This window comes from Flavobacterium sp. Arc2 (assembly GCF_041431385.1).
Lineage (GTDB): Bacteria > Bacteroidota > Bacteroidia > Flavobacteriales > Flavobacteriaceae > Flavobacterium.
In genome coordinates, this window is sequence record NZ_JASMRH010000025.1 from 1 (window position 1) to 19,419 (window position 19,419).

General features: G+C 35.1%; 13 protein-coding genes. 3 read left to right on the plus strand and 10 right to left on the minus strand.

Going from position 1 to position 19,419, the window contains the following annotated elements; translation table 11 throughout:
• Positions 1–101: 101 nt before the first annotated feature.
• Positions 102–1,052 carry a PDZ domain-containing protein gene (locus tag QO182_RS15760; RefSeq protein ID WP_371562670.1) on the plus strand — a complete coding sequence of 317 codons (951 nt, stop codon included), beginning with the start codon at positions 102–104 and terminating at the stop codon, positions 1,050–1,052.
• Between the two features lie 65 nt (positions 1,053–1,117).
• Here the strand turns inward: QO182_RS15760 and QO182_RS15765 are convergent, their stop codons facing one another.
• The gene (locus QO182_RS15765) at positions 1,118–1,507 is read right to left on the minus strand and encodes a DUF1573 domain-containing protein (RefSeq protein ID WP_371538988.1); all 390 of its coding nucleotides are present in this window, start codon (positions 1,505–1,507) and stop codon (positions 1,118–1,120) included.
• Positions 1,508–1,667: 160 nt separating this feature from the next.
• On the opposite strand from QO182_RS15765, the gene QO182_RS15770 reads away from it, so the two are divergent.
• A complete protein-coding gene (locus tag QO182_RS15770; protein ID WP_371538990.1) occupies positions 1,668–4,301 on the plus strand; it encodes a valine--tRNA ligase in 2,634 nt (877 codons plus the stop codon).
• Positions 4,302–4,551: 250 nt separating this feature from the next.
• Complete coding sequence (locus QO182_RS15775; protein ID WP_371538991.1) at positions 4,552–4,935, plus strand: hypothetical protein; 384 nt, start codon at positions 4,552–4,554, stop codon at positions 4,933–4,935.
• 85 nt (positions 4,936–5,020) lie between these two features.
• On the opposite strand, the gene QO182_RS15780 is transcribed toward QO182_RS15775, so the two are convergent.
• The 9 genes from QO182_RS15780 to QO182_RS15820 form a co-directional block, all read right to left on the minus strand.
• Positions 5,021–5,569, minus strand: a complete 549-nt coding sequence (locus tag QO182_RS15780) for a PepSY-associated TM helix domain-containing protein (RefSeq protein WP_371538993.1) — start codon at positions 5,567–5,569, stop codon at positions 5,021–5,023.
• Positions 5,570–5,619: 50 nt separating this feature from the next.
• Positions 5,620–8,022: a TonB-dependent siderophore receptor gene (locus QO182_RS15785; RefSeq protein WP_371562672.1), complete on the minus strand. Its 2,403-nt coding sequence runs from the start codon at positions 8,020–8,022 to the stop codon at positions 5,620–5,622.
• Positions 8,023–8,166: 144 nt separating this feature from the next.
• A complete protein-coding gene (locus tag QO182_RS15790; protein WP_371538998.1) occupies positions 8,167–9,306 on the minus strand; it encodes a PepSY-associated TM helix domain-containing protein in 1,140 nt (379 codons plus the stop codon).
• A 75-nt stretch (positions 9,307–9,381) separates the two neighbouring features.
• Positions 9,382–11,703 carry a TonB-dependent siderophore receptor gene (locus QO182_RS15795; RefSeq protein WP_371539000.1) on the minus strand — a complete coding sequence of 774 codons (2,322 nt, stop codon included), beginning with the start codon at positions 11,701–11,703 and terminating at the stop codon, positions 9,382–9,384.
• A 378-nt stretch (positions 11,704–12,081) separates the two neighbouring features.
• The gene (locus tag QO182_RS15800) at positions 12,082–12,741 is read right to left on the minus strand and encodes a hypothetical protein (RefSeq protein WP_371539002.1); all 660 of its coding nucleotides are present in this window, start codon (positions 12,739–12,741) and stop codon (positions 12,082–12,084) included.
• A gap of 202 nt (positions 12,742–12,943) precedes the next feature.
• Entirely contained in the window at positions 12,944–15,256 is a 2,313-nt protein-coding gene (locus QO182_RS15805) for a DNA topoisomerase 3 (protein WP_371562675.1), read from the minus strand.
• Between the two features lie 338 nt (positions 15,257–15,594).
• Positions 15,595–16,440, minus strand: a complete 846-nt coding sequence (locus tag QO182_RS15810; protein ID WP_371539005.1) for a formate/nitrite transporter family protein — start codon at positions 16,438–16,440, stop codon at positions 15,595–15,597.
• An 855-nt stretch (positions 16,441–17,295) separates the two neighbouring features.
• Complete coding sequence (gene cysK, locus QO182_RS15815) at positions 17,296–18,210, minus strand: cysteine synthase A (RefSeq protein ID WP_371562676.1); 915 nt, start codon at positions 18,208–18,210, stop codon at positions 17,296–17,298.
• A 377-nt stretch (positions 18,211–18,587) separates the two neighbouring features.
• Positions 18,588–19,082, minus strand: a complete 495-nt coding sequence (locus QO182_RS15820; protein ID WP_371562678.1) for a DUF6265 family protein — start codon at positions 19,080–19,082, stop codon at positions 18,588–18,590.
• Positions 19,083–19,419 lie beyond the last annotated feature (337 nt).

Consider the following 19,419-nt stretch of genomic DNA (forward strand, 5'->3'; position numbering starts at 1 on the left):
GAGAAAAAGATTTAATTTTGAAACACCAAATTATATGTTTAACCAAAAAGTTGCATTAGTAACTTGAATCCAGCTATGTTATTGTCGATCAGAATTTTAATTTGTCCTCGCATATAGGAATTCCAGTAAATGGCGTAATTGGATCTTCTTTTTTTATAAATAATTTAATCGAAATCAATTACGATAAAAGAAAAGTGTTCTTTTACAAAGACAGTAGGAGAAATAGGAGAAGGATTGAAAGGAGATATAAAAAAGTTCCTATTACTCTTGAAGATGCAAAACCATATGTAAATGCTAATGTTGTTATTGATTCGGAACTTATTCCTACAAAATTACTTATAGATGTTGGAAATAGTGATGCGATTTGGCTATTTCAAAATGCGAATCATAAAATAAAAGTTCCAGTAAATAATTTTGATGATTATCTAGGTAAAGGCTTTAGTGGTGACGTGGAAGGAAAAAGAGCTCGAATTTCAGAATTTTTAATTTCTGATTTTAAATTTATCAAACCTATAGTAGCGTTCCCGGATTCCAGTTCTATAAAACATGTCACAATGGTTCCAGGTAGGGTAGGGTCCATCGGAGGAGAAATTTTAAGACGATTTTCAGTTGTTTTTGATTACCAAAATGAGTTTTTATATTTAAAGAAAAACAGACGCTATTTTGCTCCTTTTGTTTATAACAAAAGTGGAATTGAAATCAGGCATTCAGGCGTGCAATGGGTTAAGGAGACTGTTCAGTTACGTGCTTTTCCAATAACCGTAGATCATGTGGAAATCAATGATGATAAAAAGGCTACTGGTTTAAAGTACAAGTTTCAATTAAAACCTGTTTTTGAAATTGCCAATCTTAGAAAAAATTCACCAGCAGCAAAATGTGGTTTACTAAAAGGAGATGTAATTATTTCCATAAATAAAAACATAGCCTATAAATATTCTCTTGAGCAAATCAATTCAATGTTAAGGTCAGAAGAGGATAAATGGATAACTATAGAGGTTGAGAGAGATCATCAACTGCTAAAATTTAGATTTCAACTAATCGATATTTTGTAAAACGAAAAACGTTCCTTAAAATAATGATTAAGGAACGTTTTAATTTTTTTAAGGTATCACTAATATTATTTAGCGATTACTTCTCCTTTTAATTTTAAAGGAACTCTACCTTCGTCATAATTAACGGCATTCGATTCTACCGTAATCGTTTTTCTGATAGGTCCTACGGCCATGTTATACTTCACTTCAATTTTACTTGATTTCCCCGGTAAGACAGTATCAGTTTGTTTTGATAGGATAGTAGAACTAGCAGTGGATTGAACTGCGTATATGATAAGTGGAGCGTTACCGGTATTTGTAAATTCAAATACGCGTACTCCATTATCTTTTCCTTTAGTTATGGTTCCATAATCAACGGTGTTGTTTTCTGCTTTGAATTGAATCTTTGGCCCGTTCTGGGCAAATCCAATACTTGTAAAGAATACGACCGCTATTATTGTTGCTATTTTTTTCATAAGATTTTTTTTATAGATAAAAAGTAAATTTACTTTCTTTTAATTAAAGCACAAATTTTTATTTCGCTTTTTATAGTGTACTTAATTATTTACTTTTGTCCCCTATATGAATTACAAATATCAGACCAAAGTTTAATTTTGGTTTTAACAGTTGCTTTTTATGACAATTCCCGCACAATTTGACGCCAAGACTATTGAAGATAAATGGTATGACTACTGGATGAAAAATAATTATTTTCACTCTGAGCCTGACCATAGAACGCCATATACCATAGTAATTCCTCCGCCTAACGTTACCGGAGTTTTACACATGGGACACATGTTAAACAATACGATTCAAGATGTCTTGATTAGAAGAGCACGTCTAAAAGGATTTAATGCGTGCTGGGTTCCAGGTACGGATCATGCTTCTATCGCCACCGAAGCCAAGGTTGTTGCTAAACTGAAAGCAGAGGGAATCAATAAATCTGATTTATCTCGGGAAGAGTTTTTAAAACATGCTTACGATTGGACGGATAAATATGGTGGAGTAATTTTAGAACAACTTAAAAAACTGGGTGCTTCTTGTGACTGGGAACGGACAAAGTTCACAATGGACCCAGACATGTCAGCGTCTGTAATTCGCTCTTTTGTTGATTTATACAACAAAGGATTGATTTATCGCGGATACCGAATGGTAAACTGGGATCCAGAAGCTAAAACGACTTTATCTGATGAAGAAGTTATTTTTGAAGAAAGACAAGGTAAATTATATTTCATTCAATATAAAATAGAAGGAAGCGAAGACTTCTTAACTATTGCTACAACACGTCCCGAAACAATTTTTGGAGATAGTGCAATTTGTATCAATCCAAATGACGAACGTTTTGCTCATTTAAGAGGTAAAAAAGCGATTGTGCCTATTTGTGGTCGCGTGATTCCTATTATTGAAGATGAATATGTTGATATTGAATTTGGGACAGGATGTTTGAAAGTGACACCAGCTCACGATATGAACGATAAAACTCTTGGAGAAAAACACAACTTAGAAATTATTGATATCTTCAATGAAGATGCAACAATGAATAGTTTTGGTTTGCATTACCAAGGAAAAGACCGTTTTGTAGTTCGTGAAGAAGTTTCAGTAGAATTAGAAACAATTGGTGCGCTTGCAAAAACAGAAATACACTTGAATAAAGTAGGAACTTCTGAAAGAACCAAAGCTGTTATCGAACCAAGATTATCTGATCAATGGTTCTTAAAAATGGAAGATTTAGTAAAACCGGCGATACAATCTGTATTGGTAGACGGAGATATTAAACTGCATCCTAAACGTTTTGAGAATACTTATGCGCACTGGTTGAATAATATTCGCGATTGGAATATTTCTCGTCAATTGTGGTGGGGACAACAAATTCCAGCTTATTTCTACGGAGATGGGAAAGAAGATTTTGTAGTGGCTGAAAACATAGAAGATGCTTTAAAGTTAGCACGTGAGAAAACATTAAACATTAAACTTGAAACAAAAGATTTGAGACAAGATGTTGATGCATTAGATACATGGTTCTCTTCTTGGTTGTGGCCAATGTCTGTTTTTGGCGGAATAATGGATCCAGAAAGTGAAGATTTTAAATACTATTATCCAACGAATGATTTAGTGACTGGACCGGACATTTTGTTTTTCTGGGTAGCGAGAATGATTATTGCTGGATATGAATACACGGGTAAAAAACCATTTACAAATGTGTATCTAACAGGATTAGTTCGCGACAAGCAAAGACGTAAAATGTCTAAATCATTAGGGAATTCACCAGATCCATTAGATTTAATTGAGAAATTTGGTGCCGATGGGGTTCGTGTAGGTTTGCTTTTAAGCGCTTCTGCAGGTAATGACATCATGTTTGATGAAGAATTATGTAACCAAGGGAAAGGGTTTACTAATAAAATATGGAATGCTTTCAAATTGATAAAAGGATGGGAAGTATCTGATACAATTCCGCAACCAGAATCTTCAAAAGTGGCTATCGAATGGTATGAAGCTAAATTGCAACAAACCCTTTTAGAAATCGAAGATAATTTTGAAAAATACAGAATTTCAGAAGCATTAATGGGAACCTACAAATTAGTTTGGGATGATTTCTGTTCTTGGTTCCTTGAAATGATTAAACCGGCATACCAACAGCCTATTGATAGTGTTACTTTTGCGAAAGCAATCGAAATGCTTGAAAATAATTTGAAGGTATTGCATCCTTTTATGCCGTTCTTGACGGAAGAAATCTGGCAAATATTAGCAGATAGAACTCCTGAAGAGGCATTGATTGTTTCAACTTGGCCAGAATTAAAACCTTTTGAGACGGCTCTAATTGCCGACTTTGAAAATGCTGCCGAAGTGATTTCTGGAATTAGAACCATTCGTAAAGACAAGAATATCCCTTTTAAAGACGCGATTGAGTTAAAAGCGATTAATAACGATTCAGCTTCAACTTATTTTGATTCGGTTGTAACCAAATTAGGAAACATCACCGCATTAGAGTATGTTTCTGAAAAAGTAGATGGTGCTTTATCGTTTAGAGTAAAATCGAATGAATATTTTATTCCGATTACTGGAAACATCAACGTAGAGGAAGAGGTTGCGAAATTAACTGCAGAATTGAATTATACAAAAGGTTTCTTGAAATCAGTACAAGGAAAACTGTCTAATGAGAAATTTGTAAATGGAGCTCCAGAGAAAGTTTTGGCAAATGAAAGACAAAAAGAAGCTGATGCTTTAGCGAAAATTGAAACAATCGAGCAAAGTTTAGCCGGATTGAAGTAAAGAAAAATGTATTATACTATTCTAAACCCCATCTTGTTTTTAACAAGATGGGGTTTTTGTTTACAAGCGACTGCTGAAATAGGACTAGTCCACTATTTTTTAATAGCTTGGTAGTTACTGTTTTATCGACGAACGACATGGCTATTGTATTTCAAAGGATATTTTTCCTCTTAAACGATTTATGTGTTATTTCTGATCTATTGTTTTATATTTTTGCTTTTTATATTGTAAATACCACATCAATAATCATATGAAAGAATTATTTAGTTCCACTTATAGGAAAGGCTATTTTGATGGATACTCTATAGGTATAAATCCACTGCTAAGTTTTGAAGGAAAAAAAAATAAAGCATTTGTTGCAGGGTTTAAATCGGGCCGATTAGATTATGAAAGTTGGAATGGTTTAATTTGTTATGGAATTCCAAAACGAATTTTAACTGAAAAAGTTTTAGAAGATTTTCTAGTTGCTGGTATGTGCGGTTTTGATATTGATGATGAAGGCTACACAATTTTTCAGTTAAATATAATTTCAAACTGGTATCAAAGCGGAATTGAAAAATATGATCCTAATCAATACGCTAATCTTGAAGCATTGCTTACTGAGAAAGGAATTGAAATGATTCGAGTGTTTTAAAGTGGATTTAAAATAGTCATTAACAGAAAAATCCGTAATAATGTATACACTATTACGGATTTTTTTTGTGTCTGATTTTATCTTTTTAAGCCAATAAAAACAAGAATATTAATGGAAATAGAATTCCTGCGACGGCCAGTTTCCAACCACGTTGTTTCCAACTAAATTTACCTGCTTTCACCATTATGGTTCCGCTTAGAGCAATGATAATTAGACTAAGGGCAAAAATGTCAGAATAATAAATCCAGAAATTAGAAGTGTTTTTATGTAAACTCATGGACTGACTGATGATTGGCGTTTTTATGAAAGAAACAATCTCTCCTTTTCCAGTTTTCAAGTCAATTTCGACATCATGCTTTTCAAAAGAGATTTTAAACATTCCTTTTTTGACCATTTGACGTCTCATTTTGTCTTCAATCCCAAGTTTCTTGCCTAAATCTTTAGCAAATTCTTCGTTGATTTCGCTTTCTTGCGGCAGCGTTACTTCAATAGCTTTGGTCTCAGTGGTATATTTTTCCGGATGCCACATGTCGCGGTGATTCATCATAAGCCCTGATAAAGCAAAGGAAACGATGAGCCCAATATAGAAATAGCCTAAGTCTCTATGTAAATTTCTGAAGGTCTTTTTTTTCATGAAGTTTCTCTAGTTTTTTGTTCGGACTTTATAAGTAAAAAAGGGTTTAATTAGAACTTATATTTTAATGATGTCATTACTTGGCGCGGAGCAATTGGATTTACACTGTAATTCTCGTGAACGGTGTAGTTTAAAACGTTTGCTACGTTCGATAATTTACATAAGATAGCGAATTTACCCCATTCATAACCGGCAGATATATCTACAGTAGTGTAATCATTTATGGGTACTTGTCGGTCTCTAAGGGTTTTAACTTGAGTGTCTGGATCAATTAAGATTTGGTTGTTCCATCCAGCTACACGATTCCCTATATAATTTGCTGATGAACCGATTGAGAAGCCTTTTAATATTCCTGTTGGCAAGGTGTAGAAAAAGCTAAAATTAGCTGTGTTTGCTGGTGTTCTTGCTAGACGGTCTCCTACAATAAAACTTCCGTCACCGCCAGAGGTTTTTGTATATCGCATGTCATTGTAGCTATAACCTGCCATTATGCGCAAACCTTCAGTAGGTCGAGCTGTGATGTCTAGTTCTACTCCTTTACTTTTTGTTGCACCACTCAAAACTTTTATGCTTGAATCAGTGTTAAATGTTCCGTCAGCTCTAAGCTCTGCTGTTTGCGCTAGATTGCTATTCTCAATTTGGTATAAAGTAACATTAGTTGATAATATTCCGTTCCAGAAATCTTTTTTGATTCCCACTTCATATTGGTCAATTAAAGAAGGTTTAATCACTTTTAAGTCTACTGTTGTACCTGAGTTTGGAGTAAAAGAATTAGAATAACTAGCAAATAGGGCGATGTCTTGAGTAGGTTGATAAACAAGACCTAACTTAGGAGTAAAAGCTTGATCAATACGTTTTGCATCGGTTTTAACTGTAGTTGGCGTTTTAGTTAAATCATACGTTTCAGCCTGAGCTTCCTGCCATGACCAACGCAATCCTGCCAATACTTTGAATTTGTCAGTAAGGGAAATTAAATCTTGCGCATAGATTCCGAATCGATTAGTGTCTGTTTTTATTATTTTAGTATTTGTAGCATCTGGAATTGCTCCACCTTGATCAAAATTATCAAAATTAAAAATGTTACCGCTACCATAAGTGTTTGGTGAGAATGCATAAGTATAATTTTGCGTAAATGAATTTTCAAAATCAACACCTGTATATAGTTGGTGCTTTATCGTTCCAGTATTAAAATTTCCTTGTAAGCTAATTTGTTCGCCTAGTATTTGTTCAAGATTTTTGTTCTGTCCTAAAGGTCTTTTCCAGTACCCGTTATCTTCCGGTTGGATACGCTCTGTACCTTTAGATGTTCTTTCGTAGTTTTGAAAAGAAGAGTTGAAATTCAGTTTCCAATCATCGTTAAATTCATGTTTCACTAATCCTGAAACGCTGGCTTGTCTTGTTTGACCGTTAGACCATGTAGCACCTAAATAAGTATTTCTAGGTACATCAGCGATTTCTTTTCCAATCATTCCAGTTCCAAAATCTGGGGTCCAATCGTCGTGTAAATAATCTCCTTGTAATACAATTTCGGTTTTGTCACTTACTTTGAAAAGTAGCGATGGGTTAACGTAGTAACGTTCTTTTTTTACAACATCCCTGAAGCTTTCTGAGTTTTCGTAAGAACCTGTAAATCGATAAGCGATAGTATTATTTAAAGGGCCATAAATATCAATAGATGGCTTGTAGAAGGCGTTGCTTCCCATTTGCATGCTAATTTCTCCTCCGCTTTTAAAAGAAGGTTTTTTTGTAACCATATTCAAAATACCTCCTGGAGCTACGTTTCCAAATAACAGGGCAGCACTTCCTTTAAGTACTTCTATTCTTTCCAAAGAAGATACTTCTGGAAGGGAACCATTGCTAAAACGGAAACCGTTTTTAAACATATTATTGGAAGACATATCGTATCCTCTAGACCAGAATGATTCCTGAGCGCCACCACGGGCTGAACCAACATATACACCATTCACATTTCGAATAACATCGCTCAATCGTACCGATTGCTGTTGTGCTATAACTTGATGTCCTACTATTTGAATGCTTTGAGGCAAATCTATTGGCTTTATGTCCAGACCAGATAAAACGGTTTCTTTTTTCTTGTTCGGAGTTTGCTTAATTTTAATCACTAATTCCTTTAGGGTAGTGATGTCTTCAATTAATCTGAATTCTACAAAATTTGTTTGGTTGGCCAAAACTTTAATCTCTTTAGATTGTTTTTTCATCCCAACACCTTCAAGAGTTATAGTGTGACTTCCTACAGGGAAATTAGAGAATTTAAACTCGCCTTTGATATTCGTTTCAGTTGTTTTTGCTTCCTTACCTAATTTGATGGCAATTCCTGAAAGTGGATATCCATCAGCAGAAAGTATTTTTCCTTCGATGATTCCGTGGTCTTGTGCATTTATAAAAAATGAAGTAAAAAATAAGATAACTAGTATTGTAATTCGACTGCTCATAACTGTTTATTTGGAATAATTAAAAATAACGATGCAAATATATAATCCTGTTTTGAATTTACAAAACTTATTTAGATTAAATACAAATAAAGTTTTTAAGGGGTTGTTTTTCAGTTTTTTAAAAGGATAAAAAGACTGTTTTTTTTAGTTTAGTGGCTTTTTTTTATTCTTATTTCTTTTTTTATATCGTCCCCACCAAATAAAAAAACCCGTTACTGGTAGCGTGGCAATGAGAAGACTAATTAAAAAGGCAAATATTTTTCCGGCTAAGCCAAAGATGCCACCAGTGTGAATGTCATAATTTAATTTCAGCAATTTATCGGCAGTAGTATCATTTTTCAATCGACCCCAAATATGGTTTACCTGAATTTCCTCTAAAGTAAACTGATCAAAATAGCGGTAGTCAATGGTGCCGTAAGTTGCTTTCTTGGAATTGGCATTCGCAGCAATGGATGAAGTAGGACTCTCTGGAGGATGTACTTCTATGGATTCTGCTTCGGGATATTCACGGACCATTTGTTTCCAAACTATATCTAATGGGTTTTCAATTGTACCATTAGCCGTATTTATCTTTGATGCAGGTTCTTCATATAGTAATGATTTTTCGCCTCCCATTACTGTATAATAAGAGAAAGCAAACCATTGAAAACCCCAAACTAAGCCTGTTACGGCAAAAATAAAAGCAATGATCAAAACATAGAAACCAGTAACATTATGTAAGTCATAATTTTTTCTCTTCCATTTCATTCCCTTTTTCCACTTAAACGAAAAGCGTTGTTTGGCAGCATTTTTATTTTTTGGATACCAAAGTACAAACCCAGTGATAATCAATAGTAAAAACAGCAATGTGGCACTCGCTACTACAACTTGACCAATAGCGTATGGCAACCATAAATAAAAGTGACCATCTAAGATAAAATGAAAGAATCCTTCTTCATTATTGACCGTTTTAATCACTTTACCCGTGTAGGGATTTAAATAGCTAGTGTAGTAATAACTGGGTTCATAATGAAAAAATATAGCTTCTACGGCATCTGTTTTTGTATTGTACTTTAAGGCATGCAGATTTTTTCCAGGAAGCTGTTCCTGGGCAATTACAACTAATTTAGAGGGAGGCAAAAATGGGGATTGCTGCTCTGTTACAAATCGATAATCTTCAGTTAGGTTTTGAATTTCTTCTTGAAAGGCGTATAAACAACCAGTTATGGCAACGATAAAAACAATTATTCCAGAGGATAAACCCAACCAGAGGTGTACTACGCCAACAGTTTTTTTGAATGTCATTTTCATGTGATGTAAAAATTATAATAACTCCGCTTGAAATAAGCGGAGTTAAAGGGTGATAGATTGTCTCTAAAATTAGAATTTGTAGGCTACAGTAACTCTAGCATTGGTACCTGCCTCTGTTTGCCAGTAGTACATATCGGTATAGCTGTAATAGCCTCCCGAGTATAAATATTTGTTCAAAATATTATTGACAGTCAGGTTTATAGTTACTTTTTTTCTTTGATACGATAAACCTCCATCTACTCTATAGTAATCAGGTAGGCTAGCAGTATTGCCATTCGAAATGAACCAAGGTGCTCTTTTTACCTGATATTGGTATCCTAATGAAACACCAACTCCGCTAAATGTTCCTTTATCTATTTTGTAATTTAACCAAGCGTTCTGAATGTGCTTAGTGCTTCCTGGAACTTGCGTCCCTACCAGAGAAGCATCGCTATCTCTAGTTGTTTTTCCTTCTGTGAAAGCATAGTTTAGGATAAGATCTAAATTATTAAAGATTTCTCCTCTAATATCTACCTCAAGACCTTTTACTTTTTGCTGTCCACTTTCTCTGCTATATTGCATTGCTGCCGTAGAATGCTCTGCATCAGCAGTTAGCACATTATTCTTTGTGATTTGGTATGCAGAAACAACTGAATTCCATTTTCCGTTCAACCAGTCTCTTTTTAATCCAAATTCGATATTTCCACCTGTCTCAGGATTAAATGAATTCGCTTGCCAATCAACGCCGTAGTTTTCATTAAAAGATTGATCGTTTACAAAATAGGCAGATGTGTTTTTATTAAAGGAATAACTCAAACCTACTCTTGGTGTAAACCTGCTGTTTTTAGTATCTCCAGAGTAATAGTTTGCCGCTTTAAGCACAGTATATCTTCCTGCTAAAGTCAATCGCAAGTTGTTGTCAAAGAAACCTAATTCATCTTGTACATAAAGTGCTTTATAATTGTTTTGGTATTTTACTCCTCTGTCTTCAATATTCTTACTTCTGTCAAAAGTAGGAGAGGCAGCTAATGTTCCGTGTACCGGATTATAGATGTCTAGATCAGGCATGCTAAAGTATTGCATCCAGTCATGATAAAATGTTTTATCGCTTAAGTCAATCCCAGATAAAATTTTATGAGAAAGAGCTCCCGTTTTAACTTCACCATTTACATACGCTTGTCCCACATAGATTTTTCCTAAAATATCCCAAATACTTCCAGCGCGTTTAAGGATAGCTTTATTTGTACTATCAAAACCATTGGGCCATAATGAAAGTCCTTCTTGTTTGTAGTTTAGGTAAGAAGATTGGGCTGTAAATTTCCAGTTATCATTTATTTTATGTTCTACAATGGCAAAAATATTTCTTTCTGTCATTTTTGTAGGATCTAAATTAGCTTCAGATGTTGAGAAGCTTCTAGGCAAATCTGCATATCCTTTATGTGAATAAGAATAGTTAGACCCAACTGCATTTACTTTAGAAAATTGTTGTGTGTACTCTAATGTTACTGCTGTCTTGTCTGAAAATAGATATTTTAAAACAGGGGCAAAACTATAGCGGTCATTAAAATCAAAATCACGGTAGCTGCCTTTCTTTTCTCCCATTACATTAATTCTGTACAGTAATTTTCCATTATTGGTTAATTTCCCGTCAAAATCTAATGTACCTCTGTACATATCAAAACTTCCTAAAGTTAAACTTGCTTCTCCTTTAGTACGTCCGCTTGGTTTTTTAGTTACTACATTATAAAAACCACTTGGGTTTCCGTTGGCCAACATAAAGCCGGCTGGGCCTTTTACAAATTCGATGCGTTCCACCATGCTCATGTCTTCCGTAAGTGGCCCCCATGTTGAACTGATATTCATACCATTCCTAAAAGCGGCAACTTGACTCCCTCTCATGGTGATATTAGCATAATTGTCCCAATGCTCTACTCTGGTAGCTCCACTGACGTTACGAGTAACACCTTCCAGCATATTAAAAATTTGTTGGTCATTAATCAGTTTACCAGTAATTACCTGAATGTTTTGTGGAATTTCAATAATAGGGGACTGTAGTCGTAATGAAGAGGAAATTCTATTGGTTTTAAAAGCACTTTTATTGCTTAAAATAACGACTTGATTCAATTCGGTATTTGATAAAGAAAGTTGGATGTTAACAATTGCTGTTTCTTCATTGGTAATACTTACCTCTTTCTCAATATCATTATTTCCTATTAAACTTACTACTACGGTGTGTTTTCCTGCTGTTAGGTTTTTAAGAATAAAGACACCGTCATTATCTGTGATTGTGGTTTTGTTTTCCCCTTTCAGCTTTATCGAAACCCCTTCGGCTGCTTTGCTGGTATTGGTTAAGACCGTTCCTTTTATGGAAGCAGTAACTTGCTGTGCAAACGTGGAGTTTAGAGAAATCATGTATAAGCTAAGGAGAAATAGGAGTGTGGGTACTTTTTTATGCAAATAGATCATGGTAAAAATTAATTAAAGTTAAATGTGTAATTGTTCTTATTTAGATTTAATAAGAATAGCGCAAATCTATATTTTAATTTTTATTTAACAATAGTTATTTAGATCAAATAAAAATAAATTTTTTAACTAAATGGATTACAGTAATTTAGAACATAAAAAAAAACCTTGCTTGAAGGCAAGGTTTTAGAAAGAGAGGTTCACTCTGTATTTAATTCGTGATCGATTGTGTTTTTGATATACTTGGCTTGGTTGATCAGAAGGTCTTAAGTATTGCATTAGTTTCCTAAAAAAAAGCTCGTCTAAAAAGATCTCTAAGAGCTTTTTTTATCGAATGATTTCTTGGAATTTGCTTTTTGATTTAATTTTTTGGTTCAAATAAATGATATAAAGTGTTCCAATAATGGAGGGAGTAATCCAAGTAATTAAATTCCCAATTCCTAGTCCCGCGACGATAAAAGCGGTGATGGAAGCGATTAATGCGCCAATCATTTTTCCGATATGTTTTGTAAGCCAATTGTTTTTTGTTTTCGAAAAGTTTCTAAAAAACTGGAAATCTTTGACTGTCATAAATAATCCAAAACCACCAAAAAAGGCAAATAAGATTCCGTTTGTTGTCTTATTCGAAACAAAATAAATTCCGATGAAAATCATAACTATCGAAAGAAACAACATGACTCCTGATATTAATTTATCTATGAAATCTGCTTTGTTTTTTGACTTAAAAGTTAAGGCGCGATTACCTGATATAACCATATAAATAGTAAATATCCCAATTAGAAATAAAAATAAATTTTGGTGTTTTGGCATCCAGCAAATGGGTAATGATAATGCAGAACTAGTTATCATTCCTATTGAGAATAGTTTTCCCATTCTACGATGTAAATTGCCCCCTTTCTTAACCACAATACTTCCAATTCCCGTAATTAATCCAATTCCGCCAAAAAAGGCGTGAATGTAAATTAAAATCTTAATAGTCTGTTCCATTTTAATTTTCTTTATGTTCTATGGATCAAACTTCGTGGAATAAGTTGATTTTATAAAAAAAATAGTTCCGAACTGTTTATTTTTAGGGATGAGTTGTCAAGTAGTAAGAATGGTTATTCTTAATAAACTTCGTGGTACAAAAGAGTCCTATAGGCAAGGCTCTAAAGTTAGTTTGCAAATTGGATAGTGAACTAGGGCTTTTTTAGCTTTTTTCTTTCAGAATCTTGTAAACCAATTCTTTAGTTGGTTTTTGATCTTTCAATTTTTCTCTGACCACATCAAAAGTAACTTTAAAATCACATCCTGATTTATAATCGCTGCAACCATAAGCTGTATTCCCTTTGATGACTGTTCCTTTTTGACATTTTGGACAAGCTAAGGCATCCGAGGGAGCTTTTTTTTCTGCTGCTGGAGTAGGAGCGGCTGTCTTTTTAGCTTCTAATTTGAGTTTGAAGTTTTCATCAAAACGCAGTAAACCTTCTACTGTTCCAGCAGCTGTTTTAAACTCTTTTAAATTGACTGTAGATCCTTTTTGAAGTAAGCGCAAGTATTGGTTCTCTGATATTTTTTTCTCTGCAAAAGTAAATGGCAGTACAAAATCACAACCCGCTTTATAATTAGCACAGCCATAAGCTGATTTTCCTTTTAAAAGTGTTGCTTTTTTGCATTTCGGACAAACTTCAGCTGCGATTCCTGCTGCTTTCTTTTTCTCGACTTTGGCTTCTTGTTTTTGAATACTTCCTTCATGCGAAATATTAGCACGGGTAGTTTCACTTCGTACTTCATATACCAAAGCATCGACCATACGTTTCATGTTGTTGATAAACGCAGCAGCGGTAAACGTTCCTTTTTCAATATCTTTTAACTGCTTTTCCCAAGAGCCCGTCAATTCTGCCGACTTTACCATATCATTTTGAATGGTGTCAATCAATTGAATTCCCGTTGGCGTTGGTAAAACCTGTTTTTTATTTCTTACAATATACTGGCGTTTAAAAAGCGTTTCGATAATATTCGCTCGTGTTGATGGACGCCCAATACCATTTTCTTTCATCAGTTCCCGTAAATCTTCATCATCAACCTGTTTCCCTGCAGTTTCCATCGCACGCAATAAGGTCGCCTCCGTAAACTGATTAGGTGCTTTGGTTTCCTTTTCTAAAAAGGAGGGTTGGTGTGGGCCTCTTTCTCCTTTCACAAAGTCAGGCAATAAATCAGCTTCTTTTTCTTTAGCATCGGGGTTTTCAAAAACGACGCGCCATCCTTTTTTTAAGATTACTTTTCCAGTAGTTTTAAAATGTACATCAGCCGCTTTTCCTATCACGGTGGTATTTGCTACCGAACAATCATCATAAAAAACGGCAATAAAACGCTTGGTAATAATGTCATACACCTGTTGCTGATTGTACTGCAAATTACTCTGAATTCCTGTTGGGATAATCGCATGGTGATCTGTGACTTTTTTATCGTTGAAAACCTTAGTGGATTTCTTTATTTTCTTCCCTAAAAGAGGTTCTGTTAAAGCAGCATAATTAGTTAGCTTTTGCAAAATACCAGCCACTTTCGGGTAGATGTCATTGGGTAAAAACGTGGTATCCACTCTGGGATAAGTGACTACTTTTTGTTCGTATAAGGTTTGGGCAATTTTCAAAGTTTCCTCTGCCGAAAATCCAAACTTGGTATTGCAATACACCTGCAAGCCTGTTAAATCAAAAAGCTTAGGCGCAAATTCATTTCCTTTCTTTTTTTCGATTGATACAATTTCAAAATCACTTTCTTTTACTTTATTCGCCAGAAGTTCTCCGTCTTCTTTTTTCAAAAAGCGGCCTTCTTCATAACTAAAAAGCGTGTCTCTGTATAATGTTTGCAACTCCCAGTAGGGTTGCGGTTTGAAATTTTCTATTTCTTTCCAGCGATCTACAACCATTGCTAGGGTAGGCGTTTGTACACGTCCAATGGACAACACTTGTTTGTAACCACCATGTTTTACGGTGTACAAACGGGTTGCATTCATCCCTAGTAACCAGTCGCCTATGGCTCTGGAAAATCCAGCATAGTATAAATTATCGTAGTTGGCAGATGGTTTTAAGTTTTCAAAACCCTCTTTGATGGCTTCGGTAGTTAAGGAAGAAATCCATAGGCGTTGTACTTCGCCTTTATAATTGGCTTCGTTCATTACCCAGCGCTGAATGAGTTCTCCTTCTTGTCCCGCATCCCCGCAGTTGATAACTAACTCCGCTTTGTCAAATAGACTTTTTATAATTCTAAATTGCTTTTGGATACCCGAATTCTCCACCACTTTGGTTTCAAATTTTTCGGGAAGCATAGGTAGGTTATTCAAATCCCAACTTTTCCAATAGGATTTGTAGTCGTTAGGTTCTTTTAAGGTACATAAATGCCCAAAGGTATAGGTTACCGCATAACCATTGCCTTCATAATAGCCATCATGTTTGGTATTAGCTCCTAAAACGGATGCGATTTCTCTTGCTACACTTGGTTTTTCGGCAATACAGACCTTCATTTTCTCTTGTTGATTTGAAGCCGCAAATTAGGAATTTAGAAGTTGGAATGGAAATGAAATCTTCAGGAGTTATGAACGGGGATGGTTTTGCTGTGAAGACGCTAAGGCACAATAGTTTTTAGGACTTACTCTTGTTTTTACGCTGGTGACTAAAAGGTGCATCATGGTAGCCGGAAGTATTTTCGAAAATGAAAATAGTATTGGTAGGATATGTTGCGAACTCTACTAAGCTCGTACCCATTTTCTTTTTTAATCTACATTTTTTGTTGAGATATCAGATAATTGGCAGAGCAAGCACAAACCTTATGATCTACGACTTATTAGAGTGAGTAGTAGTTTTATTTCATATTATTTGATTCGAAAATTCTGTACTTGAAAAGTCCCACTACTACGGCGCCACCAATGGCATTTCCCACTAAGGCTAAAGACAAAAACGCTAGGTAGTCTAAAAGTGTAATTGTGTTTGAATGTAAAAAAGCTCCAAAAACCTCAATATTACCAACGATACTGTGGTGAAAACCTCCAAAACCGATGACACCAGTTATCATGAAAATGAGAAAAATACGAGTTAGTGAGTTTGTGACGCTGTTTATTAACCAGTTTAATAAACCCATTAGCCAGCCAGCAACTATTGCACTTAAAAAAAGAACCCAAGCATCATAGTGAACTACATGACTCCCTATTTTTACCATTGTTTCATGTGTGAATAAGTTTAAATGTGGTGCAAGCAGACTTATAGATAGGGTAAATAAAATACCTCCAACTAGGTTGCCTAAAATAACTAATCCCCAAACTCGCAGTAACTCCCAGATCGTGCGTTGTCTATTTAGTACGGGAATGGTTAAAACGGATGTTTGCTCCGTAAAAAGTGCTGACTTCCCTAAAACGACAAAAATGAATCCTATGGGATAAACCAAGCTAAAAAGTTTGAAAATAGTGTTTTCAGTCATTGTTCCAGACAATAAGTAATAAAGACTACAGATTAAGAAATAACTGAACCCTATTTCGAGTCCCGCAATTATAGCACTGAGCGTTATAGCCCTGTTATTTATTTTGAATATCTCTTCACCTTCGCGAATAACATGGCTTAAAATATCGCGATACTCATCGACACTATCTATTTCTTCTGATGTTTTCTCTAATTCCTCTTGATGCTTCTCTTGGTCTTTATCTTTAGATTTCATAAAGCTTCTTTAGATTATTATTACTTTCATTTGTTCCAAATCTATATGCCTTTATTGTAATTCTCTAGTTGTACTTTTCTTTGGTAAAGCATAATTAAGCAAGAATTTCTAACCTCGGTATGTACTTCTTTAAGTTCTTTTTCACATTACTACAATCAGGGTCGACCAATAATAGGTCAGATTACTTAGCTGTTTCGCAATTATTCCTTACTCGCGCTAACGTTCGAGTTTCTATATAAAACTCTCACTAGCCGACACTAGTTTATAGTAGATGGCTTACTATTCAAATATACGTTATTTTATTTGCAACTAATTAAGGTAGGTTTTTGTTTGTCAGTGTAGTAGAGGCTCGAGTAGTAACTTGTTGGATTAGCTCAACTTTTTCGCAATAAAAAAATAATTTGCTGTGTTCAAGTAAGAACGTTCCTTTCAAGGGTAGAACTTTTTTTGTTCAGTTCGTAGCACGATTTGTTTTTAGGAAATTAGGTTTCTTGTTTTCAAAAATCAGCTATAATTCTTTTATTTCCACAAGAAGGAAGGCTACGATCTATTGTCGGTTGGGCCTTTCTATCAGAATGGTAACTTCATGTTTCTACTCTCTTGTTTTAATACGATCGTTTCAAGAGAATTTGCGTGTTTTATTTTCAAAGCTCATGTCAGGTTAACGACTGTTTTGCATGAAGGATGGCAGTGGAAATCCTTTGTGAAACGGAGTGTAACAAAGATTGTAGCGTACAGCCTGACTCTGCTGAAACGCTAGTGGAAGCAGGGGCATGCCCAGAAAACCGACATAAAAAAACCGACTTGCTTTCACAAATCGGCTTCTTGTTTATTGTTACTTTTTTTAAGTTTTTTTTATTCAAAAAGTCCTTCTACACTCAAATAGTGTTCTCCAGTATCGTAGCAAAAAGTAAGGACTTTAGCATTTTCAGGAATTTCAGAAAGTTTTTTGGCTACCGCTGCTAAGGAAGCGCCCGAAGAAATTCCTACTAAGATTCCTTCTTCTTTGGCAGCTCTTCGTGTATAATCGTAGGCTTCGTCTTTACTTACCTGTATGGCTCCATCCAGAAGTGCTGTGTGTAAATTGGTTGGTATAAATCCTGCGCCAATACCTTGAATAGGATGGGGACCAGGAGCGCCGCCGCTAATAACTGGAGAAGCTTCTGGCTCTACGGCAAAAACTTTAAGATTTGGGTAATATTTTTTCAGGATTTCAGCACAACCTGTGATATGGCCACCTGTTCCTACACCCGTAATCATGTAATCTAAACCATCAGGAAAGTCTTTGATGATTTCTTGTGCGGTCGTTGTTTTGTGAATTTCAATGTTGGCCGGATTGTCAAATTGAAGCGGTAACCAGGCATTAGGTAGCTCTTCAGACAGTTCCTTCGCTTTTGCTATGGCTCCGTTCATTCCTTTCTCGCGTGGTGTTAATACGAATTCGGCACCATAAATACTCATTAATCGTCTTCTTTCGACCGACATGGATTCTGGCATTACCAAAATTAATCTGTAGCCTTTTACCGCTGCTACCATGGCTAAACCAATTCCGGTATTTCCCGAGGTCGCCTCGATAATAACGCTGTCTTTTTCCAGTAATCCTTTTTTCTCTGCGTCTTCAATCATGGACAAAGCGATTCTGTCTTTTATGCTTGCGCCAGGATTTGCTCTTTCTAATTTAATCCAAACATTATGATTAGGTCCAAATAATCGATTAATTTTAACGTGAGGAGTATGGCCAATGGTTTCTAGTATAGTATCGTATTTCATTTTTGATAGTTTTTATTTGAGATAGTAAATATAGCCCACTATTAAAACCCTACAAAAATAACAATTGTAAATAATTCATAAAAAACAGAATTTCTGTAGGGAAAGGTCTACTTGGGTTTTGAAAGAAGCATTAAGAAAATAATCAAATTTAAAATATGATGTTAGCTACCCATTAGTTTTGAAATAACTTATTTCAATACGTGTTTTAAGGTTTTCCTGATTGTATTAGTATGACCGTTGGATAATTGACAATTGCTGGATCGATTGAAAGGCCATTCATAATTTTAGGCTAAAGAACCTTTTCTTCTTGACGGTCGATTATAAAAATGGCCCCGCTGTATTCAAGCGAGGCCGTTTCTATAACGTGCAGTAGTTGCTTACTTAGTTCGAATCATAATATATTTTTCAGAACTGGGTTGACCTGATTGTATGCCTGATATTTCAGCGACAAGGCTGTCTTTAGAAACTTTAGTATAACTGATTTTTTGCGGATAATCATGTTTTGGGTTTTCAAAAACAAGTTGGTTTTCTTTCGTTTCCGTAAGAACGAAGGCAACTGGTTTATCTTGGTTTTGGCCTCTTATATTAGTGTTATAACTTAATTGCTCTTCTATTTGTTGCAAGACGATTGTTTCATAATGAATGGTGTCTTTTCCTTTTAGAAAAAAAGATTGCCCATTGTAAGTACTGTCGTTTACTTTTTTCCAAGTTTCGGTAAGTGTTCCGTCAGTAGATTTGTTTTCCCATTGCCCTTGCATCCAACGTGCCGTTTTTATTTTATCTTTTTCGTTTTTATCTGAATCATCTGAATCCGTTTTTTTACAGGAAACGAAAATTGTTATTAGAACTAGAAAAGTAATTTTTTTATACATGGCTATTTTGAGATTGAGTTGTATTACAATGAAGCTGCAAAATTATGAAAAAAGATCGTAAATAGCCCTAGCTCTTTTGCTAAGGTTGTTCGGGTAGTTTAAGTCTTGTGTTTGTCGATTATTAGAGTGGCTGCGAAGTCAGGAGACTTCGCAGAGCAGTCATGATTGTATTTAGCTGTTGCGACTTGTTTATACTTCGTGGAGCTGGCTTCGCAGAGCGATCACGATTGAATTTTGCTGTTGCGACTGATTTATACTTCGCAGAGCGGGTTGCAAATCCGCGCTATCGGATTAACGAAAAATTTATGCGAGACGGTATTTCCTCATGCTGTGCGAA

Excerpts from the sequence above, each read along its gene's own strand:
- QO182_RS15765 (WP_371538988.1), bottom strand. The coding sequence starts at position 1,507 with ATGAAAAAAATAGCAACAATAATAGCGGTCGTATTCTTTACAAGTATT.
- QO182_RS15770 (WP_371538990.1), top strand. The coding sequence starts at position 1,668 with ATGACAATTCCCGCACAATTTGACGCCAAGACTATTGAAGATAAATGG.
- QO182_RS15775 (WP_371538991.1), top strand. The coding sequence starts at position 4,552 with ATGAAAGAATTATTTAGTTCCACTTATAGGAAAGGCTATTTTGATGGA.
- QO182_RS15780 (WP_371538993.1), bottom strand. The coding sequence starts at position 5,569 with ATGAAAAAAAAGACCTTCAGAAATTTACATAGAGACTTAGGCTATTTC.
- QO182_RS15785 (WP_371562672.1), bottom strand. The coding sequence starts at position 8,022 with ATGAGCAGTCGAATTACAATACTAGTTATCTTATTTTTTACTTCATTT.
- QO182_RS15790 (WP_371538998.1), bottom strand. The coding sequence starts at position 9,306 with ATGACATTCAAAAAAACTGTTGGCGTAGTACACCTCTGGTTGGGTTTA.
- QO182_RS15795 (WP_371539000.1), bottom strand. The coding sequence starts at position 11,703 with ATGATTTCTCTAAACTCCACGTTTGCACAGCAAGTTACTGCTTCCATA.
- QO182_RS15800 (WP_371539002.1), bottom strand. The coding sequence starts at position 12,741 with ATGGAACAGACTATTAAGATTTTAATTTACATTCACGCCTTTTTTGGC.
- QO182_RS15805 (WP_371562675.1), bottom strand. The coding sequence starts at position 15,256 with ATGAAGGTCTGTATTGCCGAAAAACCAAGTGTAGCAAGAGAAATCGCA.
- QO182_RS15810 (WP_371539005.1), bottom strand. The coding sequence starts at position 16,440 with ATGAAATCTAAAGATAAAGACCAAGAGAAGCATCAAGAGGAATTAGAG.
- cysK (WP_371562676.1), bottom strand. The coding sequence starts at position 18,210 with ATGAAATACGATACTATACTAGAAACCATTGGCCATACTCCTCACGTT.
- QO182_RS15820 (WP_371562678.1), bottom strand. The coding sequence starts at position 19,082 with ATGTATAAAAAAATTACTTTTCTAGTTCTAATAACAATTTTCGTTTCC.